The organism is Kitasatospora sp. NPDC023120, from assembly GCF_055560835.1.
The window spans coordinates 69,714-92,756 of the sequence record NZ_JBVHHY010000009.1 but is presented as its reverse complement, the minus strand read 5'-3'; the positions used below and the strand labels follow the sequence as shown (position 1 = coordinate 92,756).

Here is a 23,043-nt window from a genome sequence, read left to right as displayed (position 1 = left end):
TAGGGTGTGCGGGTGACCGACAGCAGCCCCACCCCCGCCGAACTCGTCGCCGCCGTACCGGGACTGGCCCCGTACCTGCGGCCCGCCACCCTGCTCCATCCGTACGCCGCGACGCCCGACCCGCAGGCGAGCCGGATCGGCGGCCCGGCGCTGTGGCCGGCCGACCGGCCCTGGCCGCACTGCACCGCCCGGCACCTGGACGACGAGTACCAGGACGTCCCCGAAGCCGACCGCGCGATCTGGGAGTCCATCGACCGCGCGGTGCGGGAACGGGCCAGGGCCGGCGGTGGCGCGCACGTCCTCACCGCGGAGGAGGCCGCCGAGCAGCGCCGGATCATGGGCGACGCCGGATCCCTCGACCTGGTCAACTGGCAGACCCACCGGAAGGTCACCGAGCGGCCCGCCGCCGGCACGGCCATGGTGCCCCTCGCGTACGTCCGCGCCGAGGACGCCCCGCACCTGCCCTGGCCGCAGGGCACCGACCGGCTCCAGGTGCTCTGGTGCCCCAACGACCACGACGACCTTCCGAACACGCGCTACTACTACGGCCCGAACGTCGAACTCCACTGGCAGCGCGCCGCCGACCTCGCCCCCGCCGCGCCCCCGGCGCCCCGGCGCAGCGACGGGACGTACCTGCCGACGCCCTGCGCGCTGCGCCCCGAGCAGATCCTGGACCTGCCCGACCAGGACGAGCTGCCCGGCGAACTCCACGACTCCGCCGAGGAGTTCGCGCGGCAGTTCGGCCTGGAGTACCACCGGGCCCTGTCCTGCGCGGACGGCTGGAAGCTCGGCGGCTGGCCGTCCTGGCACTCCACCGACCTGGTCCCGATCGACTGCGGCTGCGGCGCGCGAATGGTCCACCTCTTCACCGTGGACAGCGGCGGTGACCCGGACCTGTCCGTCGGACGGTTCGGCGAACTGCACGTCTTCACCTGCCCGGTGGACCTGACGCACCCGGTGGGCCTGGACATCCAGTGACTCCCGCAGCCGGCGGCCCGCCGAGGCCGCCCGCCCGGGCCCGGGTGGGCGGCCTCGGCGGGGGCGAAGGCCCCGCCGTTCGCGGAAGACCCGGGCCCCGCCCGCTAGCGGGCGGGCCAGCGCGGGTCGACCACCGCCTGCGGGTCCTTGCCGCGGCGCAGCCAGGCCTGCAGGCCCTGCGCCCAGTCGTGGTACCAGTCGATCTGCCGCCGGTGCAGTTCGGCGGGCGCCACCTCCCCCACCTCGGCCGGGTAGCGCCCGGCCAGTGCGACGGCGACCCGGACGGCGGCCAGCGCGTCGCTGCCCGCCTCGTGCGCGTCCGTCAGCTCCACCCCGTACACCTCGCAGACCCGCTGCAGGGTCCGCGAGCCCTTGCGGTACTTGTCCACGGCCCGGTCGATCACCAGCGCGTCCAGCACCGGCCCGACCGGTCCGCCCATGCGCTGCGCGAGCGTCGCCAGTCCGTACCGGCGCAGCTCGGCGTCGAGGAGCGACAGGTCGAACGGCGCGTTGAACGCCACCACCGGCCGCCCGGCGGCGATCCGCTCGCACAGCGCGGCGGCTATCTCCTCCACCGCCTCCTTCGCCGGCCGCCCCTTGCTCCGCGCCACCTCGTCCCCGATCCCGTGGATCGCCTCCGCCTCGGCGGGTATCGGCACCCCGGGGTCGAGCAGCCAGTGCGCGGCCCCCACCCGGGCGGCCCCGACCGTGTCCACGAGCGCGGCCGTGACGATGCGGTCCACGGCCGGGTCGGTGCCCGTGGTCTCCAGGTCGAAGCCGACCAGTGGCTGCTGCCACCAGCTCATCAGGTGTGTCCTTCCGTCCTGCCTCTCGAAACAGCCCCTATCATCACCCGCCCCACCGACAACCCGGCCCACGCCCCCGGCCGCACCCCCACCCGGCGGGCGGGGAGGCGTGTGCCGGTCGCGGTCGCAGGGGCGGGCCGGTCACCGGCCGTCCGGCCTGCGCGCCCCGGAGCGTCCGGAGCCGTGTGGCTCCCTCCGGGACCGGCGGGAGAACCGCTACCGCACCAGCCGGCGCGCCTCGGCGAGGACCTCGGCGTCGAGCTCCTCACGGGTGCGGGTGGTGGCGCCGAGGAGGTCGTAGTCGTCATCGAGGCACGAGAGCGGGTCGGCCGCGTCCAGCCCGTGCCCGAACCGCTGGTGGACGGCGCGGGTCAGCCCCCGGGGCGTCAGCTCCCCGTCCAGGAAGCGCGCGGCGAGCGTCCGCAGCGCGGCCCGGTCGGCGGAGTCGCTCCCGTACGGGTGGAAGACCAGTCCCTGCTCGGCCAGCGCGGGCGGCAGCAGCGTCTCCAGGTCGGTGGAGGCGTCGCCGTACTCGCAGGCGGCCAGTTCGCGCAGGGCCGGGCCGTCGAGCCCGGCGACCAGCGCCTCGCAGGCCGCGTCGATCACCGCACGGCCGGCGGCGGCGCCGGTGCTCCACAGGGCGGCCCAGTCCTGAAGGCGGGTGCGCGCCTGTTCCGGGGTGGTGGCGGGGGTGGGTGCGGGGGCCGGGCGGTACATGTGGACGTCGATCCGGTCCTCGTGGACGACGGTGAAGCCGTGCCGCTCGTACAGCCGCCGGGCGGCGCTGCCCTGCAGGACGACGAGGTGCACCGGCTCCCCGGCGGCGTCGGCCTCGGCGAGGAGGTGGCGCAGCACGGCGGTGCCGAGGCCGCGGCCCTGGAGGTGCGGGGCCAGGTAGAACAGCTCCAGGTGGCGCCCGCCCCGCTCGTCGGGGCGGACGGTGACGGAGCCCGCGAAGGTGCCGTCGGCCAGCAGCACGGACGTCCACCTGGTGGAGAAGGAGTCCGCCACCCGCCGGCGGGAGCGGTCCGGGTCCCAGCGGCCGAGGCGTTCCAGGTCGGCGCGCATGACCCGGTCCTTGAGGTCGGTGATGCGTTCGAGGTCGGCGAGCGCGGCGGGTACCAGGGTCCAGGCGGGGGGCTTGTTCACGGTCCGCAGTCTGGCAGCCCTGCCGCCGCTGCGACCAGGGCGTTTCTCACGATCCGAACCTCACGCCGCGACCTCACGCCGCGACCTCACGCCGCGGCCTCACGATCCGAACCTCGCGGCGCGGCCTCGCCGAGCCGCCCTCAGGACACCGGCCGGGAGTCCGCCCAGACCCCCTCGAACTCCTCGCGGTAGACCTCCAGCAGTCCCGGTTCGGTGCCTCCGGGCTGCTGGCCGGCGCCGCCGCGCAGCACCAGCGCCGGGGACTCCATTCCCCGGGAGCGGCGCAGGTAGGGCTGGATGACGCCGAGGTCGCGGCCCTGTCGGCGTCCGCCCGCCTGGCCGGTGGTCCGGGGGCCCTCGACCAGGTAGGCGGTGAAGCGCGGGGTCTCGTCGAAGACCCGGATCTCGAAGCCGCCCTGGTCCCGCAGCCGGGCCCGGACCCTGCGCACGTGCATGATGTTCATCTCGATTGAGCGGGACAACTCGCTGCGCCCGAGGCCGAGTTCGCGTTCGCGTCGGCGCACCGCGCTGCTCGCCGGATTGAGGAACAGCAGCCGTACCCGGCAGCCCTCCCCGGCGAGCCGCACCAGGCGCTTGCCGGTGTAGTTCTGGCAGAGCATGCCGAGGCCGATGCCGAGCGCGTCGAGGCGCCGGGCGCCGTCCAGCAGGTCCTCCACCGGCAGGTCGCGCTGCAGCCGGACCCGGTCGGCGTGCACCGCGACCACGTCCGCGTACCGGCCGGCGACCAGGGACTCCACCACGTCGGCGGGCACCCCGCCCGCGCCGCCGTCCAGGACGGCCAGCAGCCGGGCGGCGGCCCGCTCGGTCTGGGCCAGGACGGTCTGGGTGAGCACCCGGTTGCGGGACACCACGTGCCGGGCCACCTCCAGCTCGTCCAGCGCGAGCTCGATCTCGCGCCGGTCGGCCAGGTACGGCTCGAAGCAGGGCCAGTGCTGGACCATCAGTTCGCGCAGCTGGGGCAGGGTGAGGAAGACGAGCGGGTCGTCGTCGGCCGGGTCGAGCAGGTAGCCCTTGCGGCGGCTGACCTCGCGCACCGCCCCGGCCCGGTGGGCCCACTCCTCGCCGGCCGGTCCGGCGGCGGCGGTGACCCAGTCCTCGCCGTGGGCGGGGGCGTAGATGGGGTGCAGCACCTCGTCGACGAGGGAGCGCAGCCGCTGCTCGACCAGGTTGAGCCAGACGTAGGCGCGGCCGGACATCCGCACCCGCTGGTAGGAGTCCTCCCACTCGGCGGCCGACCAGGCCAGCGCCGGTATCTCGACCGGGCCGCTCTGGGCGGGCACCAGCGAGCGGCCGGTCAGGGTGGGGCGCATGACGACCGTGGGCGCCTCGCTGCGGGCCGCGCCCCGGCCGGGGCCGTCGGGCCCGGAGCCGCGGCCGCCGGCGGGGAACACCATGCGCCACCTCGTCTGGTCGTCTTCGTTCTGCCCCGGGGCCGTTGACTGCCCGTCGGCAGTCCGCCGGGTCGGCCGGGGCGGCCGGACGATCAAGGGTACTGCCCGCCGAGAGCCGACCGCAGCCGTATGCCCGAGGGCTCCGCCCCTACCGGCAGGGCCGCCGGGGCCCGCACCTGCGGCGCCACCGGGCCCCGCACCACCGGCACCACTCTTCACACGAATGCCCGCCGGACACTCGTTCGGACCAACCCGGGCCGGTTCTCCCCGCCGCCGGGGAAGGGCTCGGGAAGTATTGCGGGCTGTGCTCTGCGTCACGGCGCGCGAGCGCCGCACATGTCCGGCCGCCCGGCCGGGCAGGAGAGCGTCCGGGTCCGGGCAGGCTGCCGGACCTATCGTCGGACTACACGGCAGTTTCCGTCTGCAGCAAGGAAGTTGGGGAGTCATGCAGGTCTGGCCCGGTACGCCCTACCCCCTCGGCGCCACCTACGACGGGGCCGGTACCAACTTCGCCGTGTTCTCCGAGAGCGCCGACCGCATCGAGCTGTGCCTGCTCGCCGAGGACGGCTCCGAGACGGCGGTCGAGCTGCGCGAGACGGACGCCTTCGTCCGGCACGCCTACCTCCCGGGCGTCCAGCCCGGCCAGCGCTACGGCTTCCGCGTGCACGGACCGTACAACCCGGGGCTGGGCCAGCGGCACAACAGCGCCAAGCTGCTCCTGGACCCGTACGCCAAGGCGATGAGCGGGCACATCGACTGGGACGAGTCGGTCTACGGCTACCACTTCGGCGCGCCAGAGCGCCGCAACGACCTCGACTCCGCCCCGCACACCATGCACTCGGTGGTGATCAACCCGTACTTCGACTGGGGCACCGACCGACCGCCGCGCACCGACTACCACCGCACCGTCATCTACGAGGCCCACGTGAAGGGCCTCACCCGGCTGCACCCGGGCATCCCCGAGGAGATCCGCGGCACCTACGCGGGCCTGGCCCACCCGGCGGTGATCGAGCACCTGGCCAAGCTCGGCGTCACCGCGATCGAGCTGATGCCGGTGCACCAGTTCGTCCGCGACCACCGGCTGCGGGACCTGGGGCTGGCCAACTACTGGGGCTACAACACCGTCGGCTTCTTCGCCCCGCACTCCTCCTACTCCTCCACCGGCGACCGCGGCCAGCAGGTGCAGGAGTTCAAGTCGATGGTCAAGGCGCTGCACGCGGCCGGGATCGAGGTGATCCTCGACGTCGTCTACAACCACACCGCCGAGGGAAACCACCTCGGCCCGACGCTCTCACTGCGCGGCCTGGACAACGTCTCCTACTACCGCCTCGCCCAGGACCAGCGCTTCTACGAGGACACCACCGGCACCGGCAACAGCCTGCTGATGCGCAGCCCGCACGTGCTCCAGCTGATCATGGACTCGCTGCGCTACTGGGTCACCGAGATGCACGTGGACGGCTTCAGATTCGACCTCGCCGCCACCCTCGCCCGGCAGTTCCACGAGGTGGACCGGCTCTCCTCCTTCTTCGACCTGGTCCAGCAGGACCCGGTGGTCTCCCAGGCCAAGCTGATCGCCGAGCCCTGGGACCTCGGCGAGGGCGGCTACCAGGTCGGCAACTTCCCGCCGCTGTGGACGGAGTGGAACGGCATGTACCGGGACACCGTGCGCGACCTGTGGCGCGGCGAGAACGCCGCCCTCGCCGAGTTCGGCTCCCGGCTCACCGGCTCCTCCGACCTCTACCAGGACGACGGGCGCCGCCCGATCGCCTCCATCAACTTCGTGACCTGCCACGACGGCTTCACCCTGCGCGACCTCGTCTCCTACAACGAGAAGCACAACCAGGCCAACGGCGAGGACAACCGCGACGGCGAGTCCTTCAACCGCTCCTGGAACTGCGGCGCCGAGGGCCCGACCGCCGACCCGGCCGTCGAGGAGCTGCGGGCGCGCCAGCAGCGCAACTTCATCGCCACCCTGATGCTCTCCCAGGGCGTGCCGATGCTCTCGCACGGCGACGAGCTCGGCCGCACCCAGCTGGGCAACAACAACGCCTACTGCCAGGACAACGAGCTCACCTGGGTGCACTGGCCCGAGGGCGACGGACCGCAGGCGCGGCTGCTGGAGTTCACCCAGGGCATGGTCTGGCTGCGCCGCGACCACCCGGTGTTCCGGCGGCGGCGGTTCTTCCACGGGCGCCCGGTGTCCGCCTCCGGCGGCTTCGACGACCTCACCGACATCGCCTGGTTCACCCCGGCCGGGGAGGAGATGACCAAGCGCAACTGGGGCGCCAGCTACGCCAAGTCGCTGACCGTCTTCCTCAACGGCTACGCGATCTCCGAGCCGGACCGGCGCGGCGGGCGGATCGTCGACGACTCCTTCCTGCTGATGTTCAACGCGCACTTCGAACCGCTGGAGTTCACCGTGCCCGCCGGTCACGGGCAGGAGTGGCAGCTGGTGGTCGACACCGCGCAGCCCCGGCTGCCCGCGCCGGGGACGGGGGCGCGGGTCAAGGCGGGGGACACGCTCTGGCTCATCGACCGCTCGCTGATGGTGCTGCAGCGGCCGGCGTGAGGCCCGGGCAACGACCGGCCGGAGGACCATGCGGTCACCTGTTCGGGTCAGCAGCGGGTCTTGGCGGCGGGCTCCCCCGGGTACCTATGGAGCTATGACCTCCGCCGCCGAGCCCGCGCAGCCCCGCCCGGCCGCCTCCCCTCCCCGCGGCGCGCCCACCGCCAGCTACCGCCTCCAGCTCCAGCCCGGCTTCACCCTCCACGACGCCACCGCCGCCGTCCCCTACCTGGCCGCCCTCGGCGTCTCCCACCTGCACCTCTCCCCGCTGCTGGAGGCCGTCCCCGGCTCCACCCACGGCTACGACACCGTCGACCACACCCGGATCAGCGAGCAGCTCGGCGGCGAGCCGGCGCTGCGCGAGCTCGCCGCCGCCGCGCACCGGCACGGTCTGCGGCTGATCGCCGACGTGGTGCCCAACCACATGGCCGTGCCCGCCCCCGAGCGGCTCAACCGGCCGCTCTGGCAGGTGCTGCGCGACGGGCCCGACTCGCCGTACGCGCGCTGGTTCGACATCGACTGGACCGCCCAGCCCGGCCCCACCGACGCCCCCGGACGCGGCCGGGTGCTGCTGCCGCTGCTCGGCGACCGGCTCGGCGCCGTCCTCGACCAGCTCACCGTGGACGGCGGGACCCTGCGCTACCACCGGCACGAGCTGCCGCTGCGCCCCGGCACCGAGTCGCTGCCGCTGCCCGAGCTGCTCGCCCACCAGTGGTACCGGCTCGCCTGGTGGCGCCTGGCCCGCACCGAGCTCAACTACCGGCGCTTCTTCACCGTCAACGAGCTGATCGCCCTGCGGGTCGAGGACCCCGAGGTGTTCGCCGCCACCCACGCCGTCCTGCTGGGGCTGCACGCCGACGGCATCCTGGACGGCTTCCGGATCGACCACCCGGACGGGCTCGCCGACCCGCTCGGCTACCTGCGCCGCCTCGCCGACTCGACCGGCGGGGCGTACACCGTGGTCGAGAAGATCCTCACCGGCGAGGAGCGGCTGCCCGAGGACTGGCCGGTCGCCGGCACCACCGGCTACGACGCGCTGCTCCGGATCGACGGCGTGCTCACCGACCACGCGGGCGCCTGCCGGCTCGCCGGGGCGTACGAGTCCTACCTGCGCGGCGGGCGTGGCGGCCCGGTCCGGGACCTGTGCGAGGACCCGCACCCGGCCGTCTTCGCCGCCCGGCGCGGGCGGGCCGACATGACCGGGGAGCAGGGCGAGCTCACCGCCGAGGTCGAGCGCCTGGTCCGGATCGCGCTGCGGATCGGGGCCGCCGAGCCCGCGCACGCCGACCACGCGCCCTGGCAGCTGCGCCGGGCGCTGCGCCGCCTGCTCACCCACTACCCGGCGTACCGGCCGTACGCGCGGCCCGGCGAGGCTCCGCCGCCCGCCTCCCGGCAGCAGCTGCGGGCGGCCCTGGACGGCTCCGACGACCCCACCGACCGCCTGGTCGCCGCCCTGGCGCTCGGTGAGCTGGGGCGCGGCGCGGACAAGGACGAGTTCTGCGTGCGCTTCGCCCAGACCGCCGCCGCCGTGGCCGCCAAGGGCGTCGAGGACACCGCCTTCTACCGCTGGAACGCGCTGCCCGGCCTCAACGAGGTCGGCGGCGAGCCCGCCCGGCCCGGGGTGCGCCCGGCGGACTTCCACGACTGGTGCCGCCGGCAGGAGCGCGTCTGGCCGCACGGGATGACCGTGCTCTCCACCCACGACACCAAGCGCAGCGCCGACGCCCGCGCCCGGCTCGCCGTCCTCGCCGAGCAGCCGCAGGCCTGGGCCGCCGAGGCCGCCGCCTGGTCCACCGCGGCCGGGCCCGCCGCCCCCGGCCTCGACCGCGACGCCGACTGGCTGCTCTGGCACACCCTGGTCGCCGCCTGGCCGATCACTCCGGACCGGCTGGTCGCCGCCCTGCTCAAGGCCGTCCGCGAGGCCAAGCTGCACACCTCCTGGACGGAGCCCGACCCGCACTACGAGCGCGCCCTGGAGGAGCGGGCCCGCGCCGTCTACGACAACCCCGGGCTGCTCCCCCGGATCGAGGGCACGGTGCACTCCCTCGCCCCGCACGCCCGTTCCAACACCCTCGCCGCCGCCCTGCTGCACCTCACCGTGCCGGGCGTGCCCGACCTCTACCAGGGCAGCGAGGAACCGCTGTACACCCTGGTGGACCCGGACAACCGGGCGGTGGTGGACCTCGGCGCGCTCGCCGTGCGGCTCACCGACTCGGCCACCGCCCGCCCCGGCGACCTCGCCCGCGAGAAGCTGCACCTCACCACCACCGCGCTGCACCTGCGCCGCTCCCACCCGCTCGGCGAATACCGTCCGCTGGCCGCCGCCGGCCCCGCCGGGGACCACCTGCTGGCCTTCGCCCGCGGCGACGACACGGTCACCGCCGTCACCCGGCTGCCGTACGGGCTGCAGCGGGCGGGCGGCTGGCGGGACACCGTGCTGGAGCTGCCGCCGGGCGCTCCGTGGACGGACGAGCTGACGCTGCGGAGCTTCCCGGCGGGCCCGGTGCGGGTGGCCGACCTGCTGGCGAGGTACCCGGTGGCACTGCTGACGAGGAGGGGCTGATGGCGGTCTACGAGGTGTGGGCGCCCGCCGCCGCCTCCCGTGTCCGCGTCGAAGTCGATGGCTCCGCCCACGAGTTGGCGCGCAGCGCCGACCGGGACGGCTGGTGGTCCGGCGAGGCCCCGGCGGGCGACTACGCCTTCCGGCTCGACGACGGCCCGCCGCTGCCCGACCCGCGCTCCGCGTGGCAGCCGCACGGCCCGGACGGCCCGAGCCGCCCGGTGGACCACGCCGCGTTCCGCTGGTCGCACACCGGCTGGCGCGGCCGCGCGCTGCCCGGCGCGGTGCTGTACGAGCTGCACATCGGCACCTTCACCTCGCGCGGCACCTTCGAAGCCGCCGCCGAACACCTCGACCACCTGGTCGAGTTGGGCGTCGACTTCGTCGAGCTGATGCCGGTCTGCCCGTTCCCCGGCCGGCACGGCTGGGGCTACGACGGGGTCTCGCTCTGGGCCGTCCACGAGCCCTACGGCGGCCCCGAGGGTCTCAAGCGCTTCGTCGACGCCGCCCACCGCAAGGGCCTCGGCGTGGTGCTGGACGTCGTGCACAACCACCTCGGCCCGTCCGGCAACTACCTTCCGCTGTTCGGCCCGTACTTCACCGACCGGCACCACACCCCGTGGGGCTCCGCGGTGAACCTGGACGCGCCCGGCTCGGACGAGGTGCGCGCGTACCTGATCGGCAGCGCGCTCGCCTGGCTGCGCGACTACCGGATCGACGGCCTGCGGCTGGACGCCGTGCACGCCCTCGCGGACGACCGCGCCGTCCACTTCCTGGAGGAACTCTCCCACGAGGTGCAGAAGTTGGCGGTCGCCACGAACCGCCCGCTGTTCCTGGTCGCCGAGTCCGACCTCAACACCCCGCGCACCACCGCCCCGCGCGAGGCCGGCGGGCACGGCCTCACCGCCCAGTGGAGCGACGACTTCCACCACGCCCTGCACTGCGCGCTCACCGGTGAATCCCAGGGCTACTACGGTGACTTCGCGCGCGAGCCGCTGGCCGCGGTCGCCAAGACGCTCACCCGGGGCTTCTTCCACGACGGCACCTGGTCCTCCTTCCGCGGCCGCAGCCACGGACGCCCCTTCCCGACCGGCGAGGGCCACCGGCTGCTCGGCTACCTGCAGACCCACGACCAGGTCGGCAACCGGGCGCTCGGCGACCGCGTCTCCACCTCGCTCCCCGCCGGCCGGCTCGCCTGCGGCGCCGCGCTGGTGCTCACCTCGCCGTTCACCCCGATGCTGTTCATGGGCGAGGAGTGGGGCGCCGCCACCCCCTGGCAGTACTTCACCGACCACACCGACCCGGGCCTCGCGGAGGCCGTCCGGCAGGGCCGGCGGCGGGAGTTCGCCGAGCACGGCTGGGCCGCCGACGCCGTCCCCGACCCGCAGGATCCCGCCACCGTCCTGCGGTCCGTCCTCGACTGGACCGAGCCCCGGCGCGCCCCGCACGCCCAACTGCTCGGCTGGTACCGGACGTTGATCCGGCTGCGGCGCGAACGGCCGGAGCTCGCCGACCCCGACCTCGGCGCGGTGCGCACGGAGTTCGACGAGGCGGCGGGCTGGCTGGTGGTGCACCGGGGGCCGTACCGGGTCGCCGTCAACCTCGGGCCGGACGAGGCCGCGCTGCCGCTGGGGGCCGCCGGGCGGGAGCTGGTCGCGGCCTTCGGACCGGCGGCGCTGGACGGCGCGGCGGTGCGGCTCGGGGCGGACGCGGCGGCCGTGGTCGCGGTGTAGGCCGCCGCGCGCCCGCTCACCAGAGGTAAGCGCCGATCCGCTCCCGCAGCTCCGGCGCGTCCAGGCCGTAGGCGGCCAGGTGCTCCGGGATCGAGCCGTAGTGCCGGTGCTCCTCGCGCGGCACGCCCAGGCCCAGCACCCGGTGCGGGCGGTCGGCCAGCGCCTCGTGCACCTCGTTCGCCGAGGTGCCCGCCAGGTACGGCTCGACCAGCACCACATCCGCCCGGTCGCCGACCGCCGCGCGCAGCCCGGCGGTGTCGAAGGGGCGCACCGTCGCCGCGTACAGCACGGTGGCGTCCAGGCACTCGGTGGCCGCGAGTACCGCGTCCAGCATCGGCCCGACGGCCAGGACCACCCCGCGCGAGCCGGTGCGGACGGTGGTGAAGCGGCCCGGCTCCACCGCCACCGGCGCCGCGTTCTGGTGCGCCGAGAGCCGGACGTACACATTGCGGTCGCCGTCCGCGTAGGCGTGCCGCAGCAGTTGCTCGGCCTCGTCCGGGTGACCGGGCACGTGGACGGTCCAGTCCGGCAGGGTGTCCAGCAGGGCGACGTCGCCCGGGGACATGTGGGTACGGCCGCCGGCCGGCCAGTCGTACGAGCCGGCCGCGCTCACCAGGACGGCGCCGACGCCCTGGTGGATCAGGTCCAACTTGACCTGCTCGAATGGCCGTTCGATCAGGAAGCTGGCGAAGGTGTGGGCGACCGGACGCATCCCGGTGAGCGCCAGACCGCCCGCGGCGCCGATCAGCAGCTGTTCCCTGATGCCGACGTTGACCACCCGGTCGGGATGGCGCTCCCGGGCCGGGGCGAAGGCGGCCGCGGTGATGTCGGCGAGCACCACGGCGAGCCGGGGGTCCTCGTCCAGCAGGCGGGTGGTGACGTCGACGAAGCGGTCGCGCATGGTGTCCATCGGTTCGGGTCCTTTCGGGGGTACGGGCTCTGTCTGCGGGTGGGGCGGTGTGCGGAGCGGAGGGGGAGGCGGAACCCTCAGTGGTTCTCCTTGGGCTCCACCCGGGCGACCACCACGTGCGGACGGCCCGGGTGCTCGGCGGTGAAGGCCCGGTACAGCGCCTCGTGGTCGCGGCCGTCCACCGTCGCGGTGGACCAGCCCTCGGAGGCGAAGCGCTGGGCGATGCCGCCCTGCCAGCCGTGCGTGGCCGAGGAGTTGTCGATGACCACCACGTGCAGCCGGTCCAGCCCGTACGCCCCGGCGAAGGCGACCGCCTCGTGGTTGGAGCCCTCGTCGAACTCGGCGTCGCCGACCAGCACCCACACCGCCGGGTCGGTCAGGCCCTGCGCCCGCAGCCCGAGCGCCGTCCCGACGCCCAGCGGCAGGCCGTGCCCGAGCGAGCCGGAGGAGATCTCCACGCCGGGCACCAGCGTGCGGTCGGGGTGATGGCCGAGCGGCGAGTCGTAGCCGCCGAAGCTCGCCAGCACCTCGGGGTCGACGAAGCCCTTGGCCGCCAGCACCGCGTAGTACGCCATCGGGCCGTGGCCCTTGGAGAGCAGGAAGCGGTCGCGGTCCTGGTCCTCGGCGGTGGCCGGGGTGACCCGCAGGACCCGGTCGTACAGCACCCAGAGCACGTCCAGGGTGGAGGTGGCGGCCGGGCCGTGCTTCTCGGCGCCGGTCATCCGGCCCATCAGCGCCGGCAGGTCCTCGAACCGGGTGTCGGGACGGACCTCCGGCAGGTCCTCGGAACGGGCGTCGGTCACGGTGTCCGCGGTTGCGTTCGTCGTCATGACCACGATGGTGCAACTTAAAGCCGACTTGAGGTCAAGCGGTTACAGTGGGTGCCCATGACCACCCTTCCGGACAGCCACCGAGCCCCCGGCCCGCACCACAGCGACCTGCTCACCATCGGCCAACTCGCCGACCGCAGCGGCCTCGCCGCCTCCGCGCTGCGCTACTACGAGAGCCTCGGCCTGATCCACGCCACCCGCACCTCCGGCGGCCAGCGCCGCTACACCCGCGGCACGCTGCGCCGGGTCGCGTTCATCCGCGCGGCCCAGCGGGTCGGCCTCTCCCTGGACGAGGCGCGGGTCGCCCTGGACCGCCTCCCCGACCGCCCCGCACCCACCCGCGCCGAGTGGGACAAGGTCGCCGAGTCCTGGCAGGGCCGCATCGACGAACAGATCGCCGAACTGGAGCTGCTGAAGCGCAAGTTGTCCGGCTGCATCGGCTGCGGCTGCCTCTCCCTCTCCCGCTGCGCCCTCTACAACGCCGGCGACCGCGCCGCCGAAGCCGGCCCCGGCGCCCGCTACCTGCTCACCCGCGACCCGGCCGGCGGGCCCGAGCCGGTCTCCACGACCGCCGACGACTGCGGAGCCGACATCGACACGCGCTGAAAACGGCTTGTCGCAGCCCCGCCGGGCCGCCTACCGTGCCGCCCATGCTGCCCGTGGTGGAGACGGACGAGCAGTGGGACGCGGTCGTCCCCGACGAGTCGGTGATGCGCCCCGGGGCTACTGGGCCGGCTGCTGGCCGCGCACGGACGCCCCTTCGACCCCCGCCTGCTGATGGCGTACACACTGCTCCACGTCTACAGCAACCTTCCCTGGTACCTGCGGGAGTTGAAGCCGACGGCAGCCACGCTGGACGCCCTCGCCGAGGAGTGGTTCGGGTGGCTTAGGGCTTTGGATCGGTGCGCAGCAGGCTGTAGACGACCCCGTCCCGCCACTCGCCGTCCCGGAAGGTGGCGCCGCGCCGCACGCCCTCGCGGGTGAAGCCGACCTTCTCCAGGGCGCGCTGCTCGGCGTGGTTGGTGACCTCGGTGTCCGCCTCCAGCCGCATCACCGTCGTGTGCGCGAACAGGTACCGCGCCAGCTGCCGTTGGGCCTCGGTGCCGATACCCCGGCCGCACAGCTCCGCGCGGAGCTGGATGCCGATGTTCCAGTAGTACGTGTTGGGCCCGGCGTTCACCCGACGCCAGGAGACGAAGCCCGCGAACTCGCCCCCGGCCCGGACCGCCAGCGCCGACTGCTCGTCGGAGAACAGGCCGTTCTCGGCCCAGAGCCGGGGCGGAACCGGCCGGGGTCACGCCAGCCGAACCACTGGAACGGCGCCAGCTGTTCGGGGCCGGCGAGCAGCGCGTCCAGCTGCGGAAGGTCGGTCTCGGCGATCGGGCTGAGGGCGATCGGTTCGTCGGTCATACCGACCCCAACGGACCTCACCCGTACGTCGGTTCCTCAGAGCGCGGGCCGGGGGTCGGTGCGCAGCAGGCTGTAGAGCACCACGTCGCGCCACTCGCCGTCGCGGAAGGTCTGCGCCCGCTGCACGCCCTCGCGGGTGAAGCCGACCCTTTCCAGCACGCGCTGCTCGGCACGGTTGGTGGACTCGGTCTCCGCCTCCAGCCGCATCACCGGCGAATGCGCGAACAGGTAATCGACGAACAGCCGATGGGCCCGGGTACCGATTCCCCGGCCGCGCGCCCCGGGCAGCAGCTGGGCGCCCAGGTTCCAGTACGGGGCGGCCGGGGACGCACTTTCCCGCATGGCGGCGGCGTAGCCGCAGAATTCGCCGTCGGCGGTGATCGCGAGCGTCCACTGCTCGTCCGTGAGCAGCCCGTTCTCGCCCCAGACCCGGCGGATGCGGTCCGGCTGCCGCCAGCCGGACCACAGGTGTTCGCCCATGACGTCGGGGTCGTTCAGGAGGGACAGGAACTGCGGGAAATCGGCTTCGGCTATCGGGCGCAGGGAGATCTGTTCCTGGTTCATGCCTGCGAGAACGCCCGCTCGGACGCGGCGGTTCCACAATTGGCCGATGAATTCCGGCAGATCTCCTTCCGTCGCGGATTTACTGCGCCGACACTCCCTTCTACTGCACCGCCATTCTCTTTACTGCGCCGAAATTTCCTTTACTGCGCCGACAATCCCCTTACCGCCCCTGGCGTCACACCCGAATCGAGCGGGCGATCCGGAATCCCACGTCGTCGATCCCCAGCGTCGGGTGGCTGCGGCGGCGGACGGAGGCGCGGCAGCTCCAGTGCTCGTCGAACCAGCCGCCGCCGCGCAGGACGCGGTAGCTGCCGTACACCTCGGGGTCGTAGAGGTCCCAGCACCACTCCCACACGTTGCCGAGAAGGTCGTACAACCCGTAGGCGTTCGGGAGGAGTTCGCCCACCGTGTGCGGGCGCTCGCCGGAGTTCGCTCGGTGCCAGGCGATCTCGTCCAGCGGGCCGTAGCGCGGGCCGTCCGTACCGGCCCGGCAGGCGTGCTCCCACTCGGCCTCGGTGGGCAGCCGGTAGCCGTCGGCGGCGTGGTCCCAGTGCACGTCCTCGCCGTCCGACCGGTAGGTGGGGGTGAGGCCTTCACGGCGGGAGAGCTCGTTGCAGTAGCGGACGGCGTCGCGCCACGACACGCTGTGCGCGGGGCGGCGGTCGCCGGCCACGCCCTCGTACTGCTCGCGGGTGACCGGGCAAGGCGCCAGCTCGAACGACGCCACGTCGACGGCCCAACTGCGCCGGGTGCGACGGTCGGAGAGCGTGACCCGGCCGGCCGGTACGGTGATCATCCGGCGATCCTACGGTTTGCCCCCGCGCAGCAGGTCGACCGCGCTCCGCTCGGCCAGTTCCTCCGCGTGCGGCGGCAGCGGCGCCCCGACGTTCAGCGGGTGGCGCACCACGGCGAGGGGGAGCCCGATGGCGGCGAGCCTGACCCGGTCGACGTCCAGCGCCGTCGTGGCACCCGCCCGCCCGGCCAGCGCGGCGAGCGCTTCCCGCACCTGTCGGCCGCCCTCCCGCTCGCGCCGCAGGTGCTCCTCGGACCACTCGGCCTTGCCGAAGGCCTCCGCGCCGTGCAGCAGCACGACGGCGCGCTCGCGGTTGGCCCGGCACCAGGCGACGACCTGCCGCGCGACCGTACCCGCCGCCAGGTGCGGTTCGGGGTGCGCGTCGAAGGCGGGCAGGCAGTCGGCCTGGAACTCCGCCACCGTCCGCAGCCACAACTCGGCCATCAGGCCCGCCCGTTGCGGGAAGCGGTGGTACACGGAGCCGTTGGGCGCACCGCTCTCCCGGGCGACGGCGGACATGGTGACGGCGGCCGGTCCGCCGGCGGCCGCGAGTCGGACGGCGCCGCCGGAGGGCACGGCCCGATCCGCTACACCGTCGTCGGGTACGCGCCCGGCCGGTGGGTGCGCTTCCGCTTCGACGGCCCGCGCGGCCTCGACGGCTACCACGAGTTCACCGTCCACCCGGCGGGTGAGGCCACCGTGCTGCGGCACACCATCGCGATGCGACTGAGCGGCCCCGGCAGGCTCGCCTGGCCCCTGGCGATCCGACGGCTGCACGACGCCCTGATCGAGGACAGCCTGGACCACGCGGTGCGGGCCTGCGGCGGCACCCTCGCCCGACCCGCCCGCTGGAGCCCGTACGTCCGCCTGCTGCGCCGACTTCGGCAGCGCTGAACCACTGGCGTCCGCCCCACCCCGCGCCCGAGGATGAATCCGTCGTGACGGAACATCAGAGAGGGCGGTAACGACCATGGCGGAGACGAAGGTCAGCACGGTGGTGGAGGCCCCGGCCGAGCGGGTGTGGGAGCTGATCGGGAGCTTTCACGGCCTCGGCGGCTGGCACCCGGACCTGCCCGAGAGCAGCCTCGGTAACGAGCTGACGGGCAACGCGATCGGCGCGGTGCGGGTGTTCGAGTTCGACGGCACCGTGCTACGCGAGACCTTGCTCGGGTACGACGAGGACGCGCGGAGCTACACGTACAGCTTCCCCGACGGGACGTTCCACCTGGACGGCTACCGGGCGACGCTCAGGGTCACCCCGGTCACCGAGCTGGGCGCGAGCTTCGTGGAGTGGTACGCGACGTACGACGCCGAGGCCGTGCACCGGAAGCAGTCGGGCGACCTGGTGCGCGGCGTCTTCGCGTCCGGCCTCGCCGCCCTGCGCGAGCGCTTCGCGAGCTGACTCTCAGACCGAGAGCGCCCACAGGCTGACAGCCGACCAGCCGACCGCCGTGGCCGCCGCACACAGCCAGGCGACCACAGCGGCCCGGCGGCCACGACTGCGGCCGCGGGCCCGCTGGAACGCCGCGATCAGGCCGGCGATCGCGGTGACCGGCAGAGCCAGGAAGGCCAGGTACAGGGGCCAGGCCTCGATCGCCACCGCGAACAGGAGACCGACGAGGCCCGAGGGAATCGACGCCGCCGCGACGCCCATCCCGGCGGCCGCACAGGCGACCCGGAAACGCTTCCCATCGCGGAAGAACGGCGGCACGGCACAGGCGACGACACAGAGCAGCCCGGCCGAGTACAGGAACACTCCGGCCGTACCGAACCCGTCCGTGATGGCGACCACTGGCAGCAGGAACACGACGACGCCCAGCCCGGACAGCCACCGGGCACTCACCGGCACCGCATCCATGACTCCCCCTGCATGCACCTGAATTTTTGAACGTGTTCGAACCTAGCATGCAGGGGCTCATCCGACACGCCACTACCCCGGTGGCCGCCGTTCGCCCACGATCCCGGCCAGGATGCGGCGCCGAACGGCCGCCGACGCCTCGGGCAGCCGGCACGCCAACTCGGCCTCAAGGCGGCGCCGTTCGGCCCGGAAGAGTCGAGCGAGACGACTGCGGGAGCAGTGCAGGAACCACCAGTCCCGGATCACGCGGGCTCCCCGGAGGGGTTCGCCCAGCGGATGCGGACTTCGTGACCGCCGACGGGGAGGACGAGGACGGGGTCGGCGGCGAGGCCCCGGATCACGTCGCGCTTGGCGCAGGGGCCGGTGAGGCGGCGCTCCAGGGCGTGGTGCTGGGATCGGGACATCGGGAGGTGGCAGATCGACGCCCAGATCCTCTCCAGCATTCTGGGATCGAGGGTGACGACGACCGGCGGCTTAACACCCGGGACCTCGATGACGATGTCGTGATCGGCCCTCACGCGGCCACCTCACACCAGACGATCTTGCCGCGGGGCTCGCGCGGGCAGCAGCCCCAGCGCTTGGCGACGGACGTCACGAGGTGCAGCCCGCGCCCGGCCTCGTCGCCGAGGCCGGGCGCGGGAACGACGGGCACGCGGTCCCGCCGGGCGTCGTGCACCTCGATCCGGAGGCGGGTCGAGTCGACGTCGAGCGCGAGGTAGATGAGGTAGCCGGGCGGCGTCCCGTGCAGGACGGCATTGGTGACCAGCTCCGAGACGGCGAGCAGCCCGGAGTCCTGGAAGCGCTCCCCGTCCGGGACGGCGGAGAGAAGGGCGAAGAGGCGGCGACGGGCCTCGGCGGGAGCACGGCGGCTGCGCGGCAACCAGATGGTGGAGGAGGCGGAGGACATGGCGAATTCACCTTCCGGCGAGAGGGGTTGAAGCCATGCGAGGACCGGGCGAAGACATGGGAATGCCCGGCCGCAGACCCGATCTTGATCACTCAGGCGATCCGTCGGACTACTCCCTGTAGCATGCACCCGCAAAGCAATTGCATGCAACTGCTTCCACCAAGCAATTGCATGATCTAGAACGGGGGTTCAGCTCCTGAAGGGGTGGCAGACTATGCAAGGAAGCGAACAGCCAGGGAGTGTGACGCGTGGGCAGTCCGACCGTGCTGCGGCGTAGGCTCGGCGGCGAGCTTGGCAAGTTGCGCGCATCGCGCGAGATGAACGCCAAGGACGTAGCCGCCGCGCTGGGTTGGTCCGCTTCGAAGCTGAGTCGCATCGAGGGCGGCTTGGTACCACTACAAGAGCGCGACGCCGCGAGACTGCTCGCCCACTACGGCGTCACTTCACCCGATGAGGTGAAGCATTTCCTCAATCTGACGCGCCAGAGCCGCCAGCAGGGCTGGTGGCACGCATATGGCGAGGCGGTCCCGGAGCGATTCCGTGCGTACGTGGGTTTCGAGTCCGACGCCACGAAGATCCTCACGTTTCAGTGCGAACTGGTTCCAGGGTTGCTGCAGACCGAGTCCTACGCACGACATGTGATCCGCTCGATGCAGCCCACGGAGTCAGCCAGCGAGGTCGAACGCAGGCTCGCTCTTCGGATGGAGCGACAGCGAATCCTCGATCAACACGACCCGCCTCAGATTTGGGCGATTGTCGGCGAAGCCGCGATCCGCCGCCCGGTCGGCGGCAACACCGTCATGGCCGAGCAGCTACGACACATCGCCGACCTGGCAGAAGAACGCCCGAACATCACCGTGCAGGTGCTTCCCTTCTCGGCCGGTGCGCACGCCGCCATGGGCGCATCTTTCTCGATCCTCTTCTTCAGCGACATCCCCGGCAGCGTCGCCTACTCCGAGACCATCACCAGCAAGACATACGTCGAGGATCAGGCCGAGATCGCTCGCCACGAAGACGTATTCCACCGACTCATGGCCTCATCGATCCAACCCGAGAAGGCCATCACCCGGTTGAGGAACGTCGCAGAGGAGTACGGCATATGAGAGATCAATTCCACCAAGCGACCTGGCGCAAGAGCACCTACAGCAACGGCGACGGCGAGTGCATCGAGCTTGCTGACGGCATCACCGGCATCATCCCGGTCCGCGACAGCAAGGACCCCCACGGCCCGGCCCTCACCTTCACCCCCGAGGCTTGGCAGTCCTTCCTCGCCGGCATCCGCTCCGACGACTTCCCCACCACCCTCTGAAGCATCTCCCGGGCGGCCCCGCGCACCACGCGGGGCCGCCCCCCGTTCATTGATCGATTCCGACCTCCTCCGATCGATACTGACAGGGCATTGCCGACCACCTCCGCGCATTCTTGACGGCTCGCCACCTCTACGGAACCGTGGCGCAAGTACCAGCAAGTGGACCTGCTACGGGAGGACACCATGGCGCTACGGTTCATCGGCATTGATCCCAACACCGAGCACGAGGGGTCGCCCACGGTATGGGTGGACGATGAGACGCAGGAGATCGTGATCCAGGGTTGGCGCCCCGATGCCGCATTGCACGCCGAGATCAGCGCGACGGAGTGGGCACCCGGCCATGCCAAGGGCGTGCCCGATGCCGAGGCCGTCTTCCGTATCCCTACAAGGCTGATTCCGATCTTGAGGAAGGCATGCGATGACGCAGAGCACCGGTAGGGTGCCGGACTTCGCCGACCTGCTGAAGAGCGCCCAGCGCTCCGCCGTTCACCTGGAGATGCGGGACACCTACGCCGGCCAGGACAGCGGCGGCTTCGCCGAGTACCTTCGCAGCGGGTACACCAACAACGACCCTGAATCGCAGCACTGGACCCGATGGGGGGCGATGGTTCGCACGGCCACCGGTCGCGGTGTGGTGATGCGTCGGGCCCGGATCGTTTCCGAGCCGGTCACCGACTACATCCGCTACGAGCACGCCCTGACCGTCGCGAACGTGGTACTGGGCGAACAGGTCCGCTGGCTGCCCCGTCGCGAGTCCTCCGATATCGCGCTGCCGGGAAACGACTTCTGGCTGTTCGACGGCGCGACCGTGCTGTTCAACCACTTCGCCGGCGACGGCGCGTGGGCGGAACCTCGGCTCACGTTCACCGACGACCCAGCCGTGGCGAAGCTCTGCGCCTCGGCATTCGAGGCCGTGTGGGAGCGCGGCATCGATCACGACAAGTACACCGTGTAACGCCGACTCGCCGGACAGCCAGCCATGCCTTCCTCTCCTTCCTCCAGTGCCCAGGCCGCCCGGCGCGCCGTCGCCTCGCGGCTCCGGGAGTTGATGCTGGACGCGGGACTCCGGGGGCAGGAGCTGGCTGTCCGGTGCGGTTGGCACGAGTCCAAGACGTCCCGCATCATCAACGCCAAGATGCCGCCCTCCGACGGCGACATCCGTGCCTGGTGTGCCGCCTGCGGTGCCGACGACCAGGCCGCCGACCTCATCGCCACGGCCCGCGCCGTCGAATCGATGTACATGGAGTGGCGGCGCGTCCAGCGCAAGGGGATGCGCAAGGCGCAGGAGACCATCAACGCCCTGTACGAGCGGACGGCGCTAACACGGGTGTACGTCTCCAACGTCGTCCCCGGGTTCTTCCAAACGCCCGCCTACGCCACCGCCCTGATGCGCACGATCCGCCAGTTCCAGGGACATCCCGACGACGTCACCGAAGCCGTCGCGTCCCGGATCGCGCGCAGCCGGTTTCTGTACGAGGGTGGACACCGCTTCGCCGTGGTGATGGAAGAGAGCGTCCTGCGGCATCGAATCGGCAGTTCAGAGGAGATGGTCGGCCAACTGCGGCATCTGCTGGCCGTCCTTCCGCTCGCCTCCGTATCCCTCGGAGTCATCCCTTTCGGGGCTGAGCGGACCGTCTGGCCCCTCGAAGCCTTCTATCTTCACGACGACGAGCACGTCATGGTGGAGACGCTGACAGCGGGCATCGACGTCACTCAGCCGCGAGAACTCGCCGACTACGCCCGAGCGTTCGCTGAGCTGACGAGGATGGCCGTGCACGGCGACGGGGCCGTCAAGCTCATCACGTCCGCGCTCGCCGCTCTCGGGTGAATCCGCGCAAGAAGCCGCAAGTACGTTGAGTGTCGGGTCGACTACTCCCTACCGTCGTCGATACGACCCCGCGCGCGAGGACGACCGATCCCCCTTGGCCTCCGTGCGGGCACGCATCCGAGTACGAGAGGAGACCTCCATGACGGACCGGCGTGGCCATCTCGCGCGCCATCGCAGATCTTCTGGAGAAGGGCAGCACAGGTGAGTGACCCCCTGGACGGGACCGAGGAGGCGGCGCACCGGCTGCGCATCGCGCTGGCGGAGCAACTGGAGCGCAACAGCTCGCTGCGCACCCCGCAATGGCGGGACGCGGTACTGGCGGTGCCCCGACACGTCTTCCTGCCGAGGTTCTACACCGCCGCTGACGGGTTGGACGGCATCACGCGCTACACCGCCGTCAGCCGGGACACCGACGCCCAGCGGTGGCTGCGGCTGGCCTACGAGAACACCACGTGGGTCACCCAGCTCGACCACGGCACCACCCCGCCGAACGGAGACCCCTCCATCGGTACTCCCACCAGCTCCTCCACCCTCCCCGGCGTCGTCGTCCGGATGCTCGAAGACCTCGACGTCCCGGACGGCGCGAACGTGCTCGAAGTCGGAACCGGCACCGGCTACTCCACGGCGCTGTTGTGCGCCCGGCTCGGCGACCGGTACGTGACCAGCGTGGAGCACGACGCCGCCCTCTCCGCCGCAGACGGCGAACGGCTCGCCTCCCTCGGCTACCGGCCCCGCCTGGTCGTCGGCGACGGCGCCAAGGGCTGCCCGGACGGCGGACCGTACGACCGGATCATCGCCTCGTACTCGCCCGACCGCGTCCCGCCCGCGTGGCCGGCCCAGGCTCGGCCCGGTGCGATCATCCTGGTGTCGCTCGTCGGCAGCCTCGACGCCTACGGGTACGTGAAACTGCAGGTCGGCGATGGCGGCGAAGCGCAGGGCCGGTTCATCGACTCCGATGTCTCGTTCATGCTCTCCCGCGAGACCCGGCGGCCCCCGATCGGTCCCCTCATGCGCGCCGCCCTCCGAGCCCGCCACGACACCGCCGGCCTCGACACCGCCGTCCATCCCGACACCCTGGACGACCCGTCCTTCCTGTGGACCGCCCAGATCGCCATGCCCGGCACGACCCGGCTGCGTCTGGCGGCCGACGGCGTCGCGGGCCGGTGGTTCCTCCACTCCGACGGATCATGGGCGGTCCTGGAGAGCCGAACCGACGGCACCACCCGCGCCTTCCAGGGCGGCCCGCGCACCCTCTGGTCCGAGCTGGAGGCAGCAGCCACCACATGGTTCTCCAACGGCCGTCCCGGGCTGGAGCGTTACGGTCCTACGGTGACCCCGGAGACGAACACCGTCTGGCTGGACGACCCCGGCAGCCCGGTCGGCGTCCTGGGCCAGTGACCGGACAGCGAAGCCGTCGTCCGCATGCCCGC

Annotated in this window: 25 protein-coding genes and 1 pseudogene; 14 read left to right on the top strand and 12 right to left on the bottom strand. The window is 72.7% G+C overall.

Annotated features, from left to right (window positions below):
• The first annotated feature begins 12 nt into the window (after positions 1–12).
• On the top strand, positions 13–978 hold the full coding sequence (locus ACZ3TI_RS15245) for a hypothetical protein (protein ID WP_465726658.1): 966 nt from the start codon (positions 13–15) through the stop codon (positions 976–978).
• Positions 979–1,082: 104 nt separating this feature from the next.
• Here ACZ3TI_RS15245 and ACZ3TI_RS15240 read toward each other — a convergent pair whose 3' ends face one another.
• From ACZ3TI_RS15240 to ACZ3TI_RS15230, 3 genes are all read right to left on the bottom strand, one after another.
• The gene (locus ACZ3TI_RS15240; RefSeq protein WP_465726657.1) at positions 1,083–1,784 is read right to left on the bottom strand and encodes an exonuclease domain-containing protein; all 702 of its coding nucleotides are present in this window, start codon (positions 1,782–1,784) and stop codon (positions 1,083–1,085) included.
• Positions 1,785–2,000: 216 nt separating this feature from the next.
• A complete protein-coding gene (locus ACZ3TI_RS15235; RefSeq protein ID WP_465726656.1) occupies positions 2,001–2,933 on the bottom strand; it encodes a GNAT family N-acetyltransferase in 933 nt (310 codons plus the stop codon).
• A gap of 140 nt (positions 2,934–3,073) precedes the next feature.
• Positions 3,074–4,264 (bottom strand): SAV2148 family HEPN domain-containing protein, encoded by a 1,191-nt coding sequence (locus ACZ3TI_RS15230; RefSeq protein ID WP_465726835.1) that lies wholly within the window; start codon positions 4,262–4,264, stop codon positions 3,074–3,076.
• A 526-nt stretch (positions 4,265–4,790) separates the two neighbouring features.
• On the opposite strand from ACZ3TI_RS15230, the gene glgX reads away from it, so the two are divergent.
• The 3 genes from glgX to treZ all read left to right on the top strand — a co-directional run bounded on the left by glgX (position 4,791) and on the right by treZ (position 11,204).
• On the top strand, positions 4,791–6,914 hold the full coding sequence (gene glgX / locus ACZ3TI_RS15225; RefSeq protein ID WP_465726655.1) for a glycogen debranching protein GlgX: 2,124 nt from the start codon (positions 4,791–4,793) through the stop codon (positions 6,912–6,914).
• A gap of 94 nt (positions 6,915–7,008) precedes the next feature.
• The gene (treY, locus tag ACZ3TI_RS15220; protein ID WP_465726654.1) at positions 7,009–9,474 is read left to right on the top strand and encodes a malto-oligosyltrehalose synthase; all 2,466 of its coding nucleotides are present in this window, start codon (positions 7,009–7,011) and stop codon (positions 9,472–9,474) included.
• Positions 9,474–11,204, top strand: a complete 1,731-nt coding sequence (gene treZ, locus ACZ3TI_RS15215) for a malto-oligosyltrehalose trehalohydrolase (RefSeq protein ID WP_465726653.1) — start codon at positions 9,474–9,476, stop codon at positions 11,202–11,204. Before treY ends, treZ begins: the two co-directional genes overlap by 1 nt.
• Positions 11,205–11,220: 16 nt before the next feature.
• Here treZ and ACZ3TI_RS15210 read toward each other — a convergent pair whose 3' ends face one another.
• Both ACZ3TI_RS15210 and ACZ3TI_RS15205 read right to left on the bottom strand, forming a co-directional pair.
• On the bottom strand, positions 11,221–12,114 hold the full coding sequence (locus ACZ3TI_RS15210) for a transketolase family protein (RefSeq protein ID WP_465726652.1): 894 nt from the start codon (positions 12,112–12,114) through the stop codon (positions 11,221–11,223).
• A gap of 77 nt (positions 12,115–12,191) precedes the next feature.
• The gene (locus ACZ3TI_RS15205) at positions 12,192–12,944 is read right to left on the bottom strand and encodes a transketolase (protein WP_465726651.1); all 753 of its coding nucleotides are present in this window, start codon (positions 12,942–12,944) and stop codon (positions 12,192–12,194) included.
• Positions 12,945–13,001: 57 nt separating this feature from the next.
• On the opposite strand from ACZ3TI_RS15205, the gene soxR reads away from it, so the two are divergent.
• The gene (gene soxR / locus ACZ3TI_RS15200) at positions 13,002–13,550 is read left to right on the top strand and encodes a redox-sensitive transcriptional activator SoxR (RefSeq protein ID WP_465726650.1); all 549 of its coding nucleotides are present in this window, start codon (positions 13,002–13,004) and stop codon (positions 13,548–13,550) included.
• A gap of 111 nt (positions 13,551–13,661) precedes the next feature.
• Positions 13,662–13,826 (top strand): annotated as a pseudogene (locus tag ACZ3TI_RS15195) (aminoglycoside phosphotransferase family protein); the annotation flags it as partial.
• A gap of 4 nt (positions 13,827–13,830) precedes the next feature.
• On the opposite strand, the gene ACZ3TI_RS15190 reads toward ACZ3TI_RS15195, so the two are convergent.
• From ACZ3TI_RS15190 to ACZ3TI_RS15175, 4 genes are all read right to left on the bottom strand, one after another.
• A complete protein-coding gene (locus tag ACZ3TI_RS15190) occupies positions 13,831–14,175 on the bottom strand; it encodes a GNAT family N-acetyltransferase (protein ID WP_465726834.1) in 345 nt (114 codons plus the stop codon).
• Between the two features lie 215 nt (positions 14,176–14,390).
• A complete protein-coding gene (locus ACZ3TI_RS15185; RefSeq protein WP_465726649.1) occupies positions 14,391–14,918 on the bottom strand; it encodes a GNAT family N-acetyltransferase in 528 nt (175 codons plus the stop codon).
• Between the two features lie 175 nt (positions 14,919–15,093).
• Positions 15,094–15,714, bottom strand: a complete 621-nt coding sequence (locus ACZ3TI_RS15180; protein ID WP_465726648.1) for a formylglycine-generating enzyme family protein — start codon at positions 15,712–15,714, stop codon at positions 15,094–15,096.
• A 9-nt stretch (positions 15,715–15,723) separates the two neighbouring features.
• Positions 15,724–16,230, bottom strand: coding sequence for a TetR/AcrR family transcriptional regulator (locus tag ACZ3TI_RS15175; RefSeq protein WP_465726647.1), 507 nt, complete (start codon positions 16,228–16,230; stop codon positions 15,724–15,726).
• Here ACZ3TI_RS15175 and ACZ3TI_RS15170 point away from each other — a divergent pair.
• A complete protein-coding gene (locus ACZ3TI_RS15170; protein WP_465726646.1) occupies positions 16,180–16,605 on the top strand; it encodes an SRPBCC family protein in 426 nt (141 codons plus the stop codon). The genes ACZ3TI_RS15175 and ACZ3TI_RS15170 overlap by 51 nt on opposite strands.
• Before the next feature lie 76 nt (positions 16,606–16,681).
• Positions 16,682–17,113 (top strand): SRPBCC family protein, encoded by a 432-nt coding sequence (locus ACZ3TI_RS15165; RefSeq protein WP_465726645.1) that lies wholly within the window; start codon positions 16,682–16,684, stop codon positions 17,111–17,113.
• A gap of 3 nt (positions 17,114–17,116) precedes the next feature.
• On the opposite strand, the gene ACZ3TI_RS15160 is transcribed toward ACZ3TI_RS15165, so the two are convergent.
• The 3 genes from ACZ3TI_RS15160 to ACZ3TI_RS15150 all read right to left on the bottom strand — a co-directional run bounded on the left by ACZ3TI_RS15160 (position 17,117) and on the right by ACZ3TI_RS15150 (position 18,476).
• A complete protein-coding gene (locus ACZ3TI_RS15160; RefSeq protein ID WP_465726644.1) occupies positions 17,117–17,569 on the bottom strand; it encodes a hypothetical protein in 453 nt (150 codons plus the stop codon).
• Between the two features lie 242 nt (positions 17,570–17,811).
• Positions 17,812–18,087: a hypothetical protein gene (locus ACZ3TI_RS15155; RefSeq protein WP_465726643.1), complete on the bottom strand. Its 276-nt coding sequence runs from the start codon at positions 18,085–18,087 to the stop codon at positions 17,812–17,814.
• Entirely contained in the window at positions 18,084–18,476 is a 393-nt protein-coding gene (locus ACZ3TI_RS15150; protein WP_465726642.1) for an ATP-binding protein, read from the bottom strand. Before ACZ3TI_RS15150 ends, ACZ3TI_RS15155 begins: the two co-directional genes overlap by 4 nt.
• A gap of 248 nt (positions 18,477–18,724) precedes the next feature.
• Between ACZ3TI_RS15150 and ACZ3TI_RS15145 the strand changes: the two genes are divergently transcribed.
• From ACZ3TI_RS15145 to ACZ3TI_RS15120, 6 genes are all read left to right on the top strand, one after another.
• Entirely contained in the window at positions 18,725–19,579 is an 855-nt protein-coding gene (locus tag ACZ3TI_RS15145; protein WP_465726641.1) for a helix-turn-helix domain-containing protein, read from the top strand.
• Positions 19,576–19,785 (top strand): DUF397 domain-containing protein, encoded by a 210-nt coding sequence (locus tag ACZ3TI_RS15140; RefSeq protein ID WP_465726640.1) that lies wholly within the window; start codon positions 19,576–19,578, stop codon positions 19,783–19,785. Before ACZ3TI_RS15145 ends, ACZ3TI_RS15140 begins: the two co-directional genes overlap by 4 nt.
• 183 nt (positions 19,786–19,968) lie before the next feature.
• Positions 19,969–20,223 (top strand): hypothetical protein, encoded by a 255-nt coding sequence (locus ACZ3TI_RS15135; RefSeq protein ID WP_465726639.1) that lies wholly within the window; start codon positions 19,969–19,971, stop codon positions 20,221–20,223.
• The gene (locus tag ACZ3TI_RS15130; protein WP_465726638.1) at positions 20,204–20,740 is read left to right on the top strand and encodes a DUF6879 family protein; all 537 of its coding nucleotides are present in this window, start codon (positions 20,204–20,206) and stop codon (positions 20,738–20,740) included. Before ACZ3TI_RS15135 ends, ACZ3TI_RS15130 begins: the two co-directional genes overlap by 20 nt.
• Positions 20,741–20,764: 24 nt before the next feature.
• Positions 20,765–21,613: a helix-turn-helix domain-containing protein gene (locus ACZ3TI_RS15125; RefSeq protein ID WP_465726637.1), complete on the top strand. Its 849-nt coding sequence runs from the start codon at positions 20,765–20,767 to the stop codon at positions 21,611–21,613.
• Positions 21,614–21,814: 201 nt separating this feature from the next.
• Positions 21,815–23,011 (top strand): methyltransferase domain-containing protein, encoded by a 1,197-nt coding sequence (locus ACZ3TI_RS15120; RefSeq protein ID WP_465726636.1) that lies wholly within the window; start codon positions 21,815–21,817, stop codon positions 23,009–23,011.
• The last annotated feature ends 32 nt before the right edge of the window (positions 23,012–23,043 follow it).

Coding starts and splice junctions, on each gene's coding strand:
- treY (WP_465726654.1), top strand. CDS start 7,009: ATGACCTCCGCCGCCGAGCCCGCGCAGCCCCGCCCGGCCGCCTCCCCT.
- treZ (WP_465726653.1), top strand. CDS start 9,474: ATGGCGGTCTACGAGGTGTGGGCGCCCGCCGCCGCCTCCCGTGTCCGC.
- ACZ3TI_RS15125 (WP_465726637.1), top strand. CDS start 20,765: ATGCCTTCCTCTCCTTCCTCCAGTGCCCAGGCCGCCCGGCGCGCCGTC.
- ACZ3TI_RS15140 (WP_465726640.1), top strand. CDS start 19,576: ATGAGAGATCAATTCCACCAAGCGACCTGGCGCAAGAGCACCTACAGC.
- ACZ3TI_RS15180 (WP_465726648.1), bottom strand. CDS start 15,714: ATGATCACCGTACCGGCCGGCCGGGTCACGCTCTCCGACCGTCGCACC.
- ACZ3TI_RS15165 (WP_465726645.1), top strand. CDS start 16,682: ATGGCGGAGACGAAGGTCAGCACGGTGGTGGAGGCCCCGGCCGAGCGG.
- ACZ3TI_RS15230 (WP_465726835.1), bottom strand. CDS start 4,264: ATGCGCCCCACCCTGACCGGCCGCTCGCTGGTGCCCGCCCAGAGCGGC.
- ACZ3TI_RS15185 (WP_465726649.1), bottom strand. CDS start 14,918: ATGAACCAGGAACAGATCTCCCTGCGCCCGATAGCCGAAGCCGATTTC.
- ACZ3TI_RS15205 (WP_465726651.1), bottom strand. CDS start 12,944: ATGACGACGAACGCAACCGCGGACACCGTGACCGACGCCCGTTCCGAG.
- ACZ3TI_RS15130 (WP_465726638.1), top strand. CDS start 20,204: ATGACGCAGAGCACCGGTAGGGTGCCGGACTTCGCCGACCTGCTGAAG.
- soxR (WP_465726650.1), top strand. CDS start 13,002: ATGACCACCCTTCCGGACAGCCACCGAGCCCCCGGCCCGCACCACAGC.
- ACZ3TI_RS15240 (WP_465726657.1), bottom strand. CDS start 1,784: ATGAGCTGGTGGCAGCAGCCACTGGTCGGCTTCGACCTGGAGACCACG.
- glgX (WP_465726655.1), top strand. CDS start 4,791: ATGCAGGTCTGGCCCGGTACGCCCTACCCCCTCGGCGCCACCTACGAC.
- ACZ3TI_RS15210 (WP_465726652.1), bottom strand. CDS start 12,114: ATGGACACCATGCGCGACCGCTTCGTCGACGTCACCACCCGCCTGCTG.
- ACZ3TI_RS15135 (WP_465726639.1), top strand. CDS start 19,969: ATGGCGCTACGGTTCATCGGCATTGATCCCAACACCGAGCACGAGGGG.
- ACZ3TI_RS15160 (WP_465726644.1), bottom strand. CDS start 17,569: ATGGATGCGGTGCCGGTGAGTGCCCGGTGGCTGTCCGGGCTGGGCGTC.
- ACZ3TI_RS15150 (WP_465726642.1), bottom strand. CDS start 18,476: ATGTCCTCCGCCTCCTCCACCATCTGGTTGCCGCGCAGCCGCCGTGCT.
- ACZ3TI_RS15175 (WP_465726647.1), bottom strand. CDS start 16,230: ATGTCCGCCGTCGCCCGGGAGAGCGGTGCGCCCAACGGCTCCGTGTAC.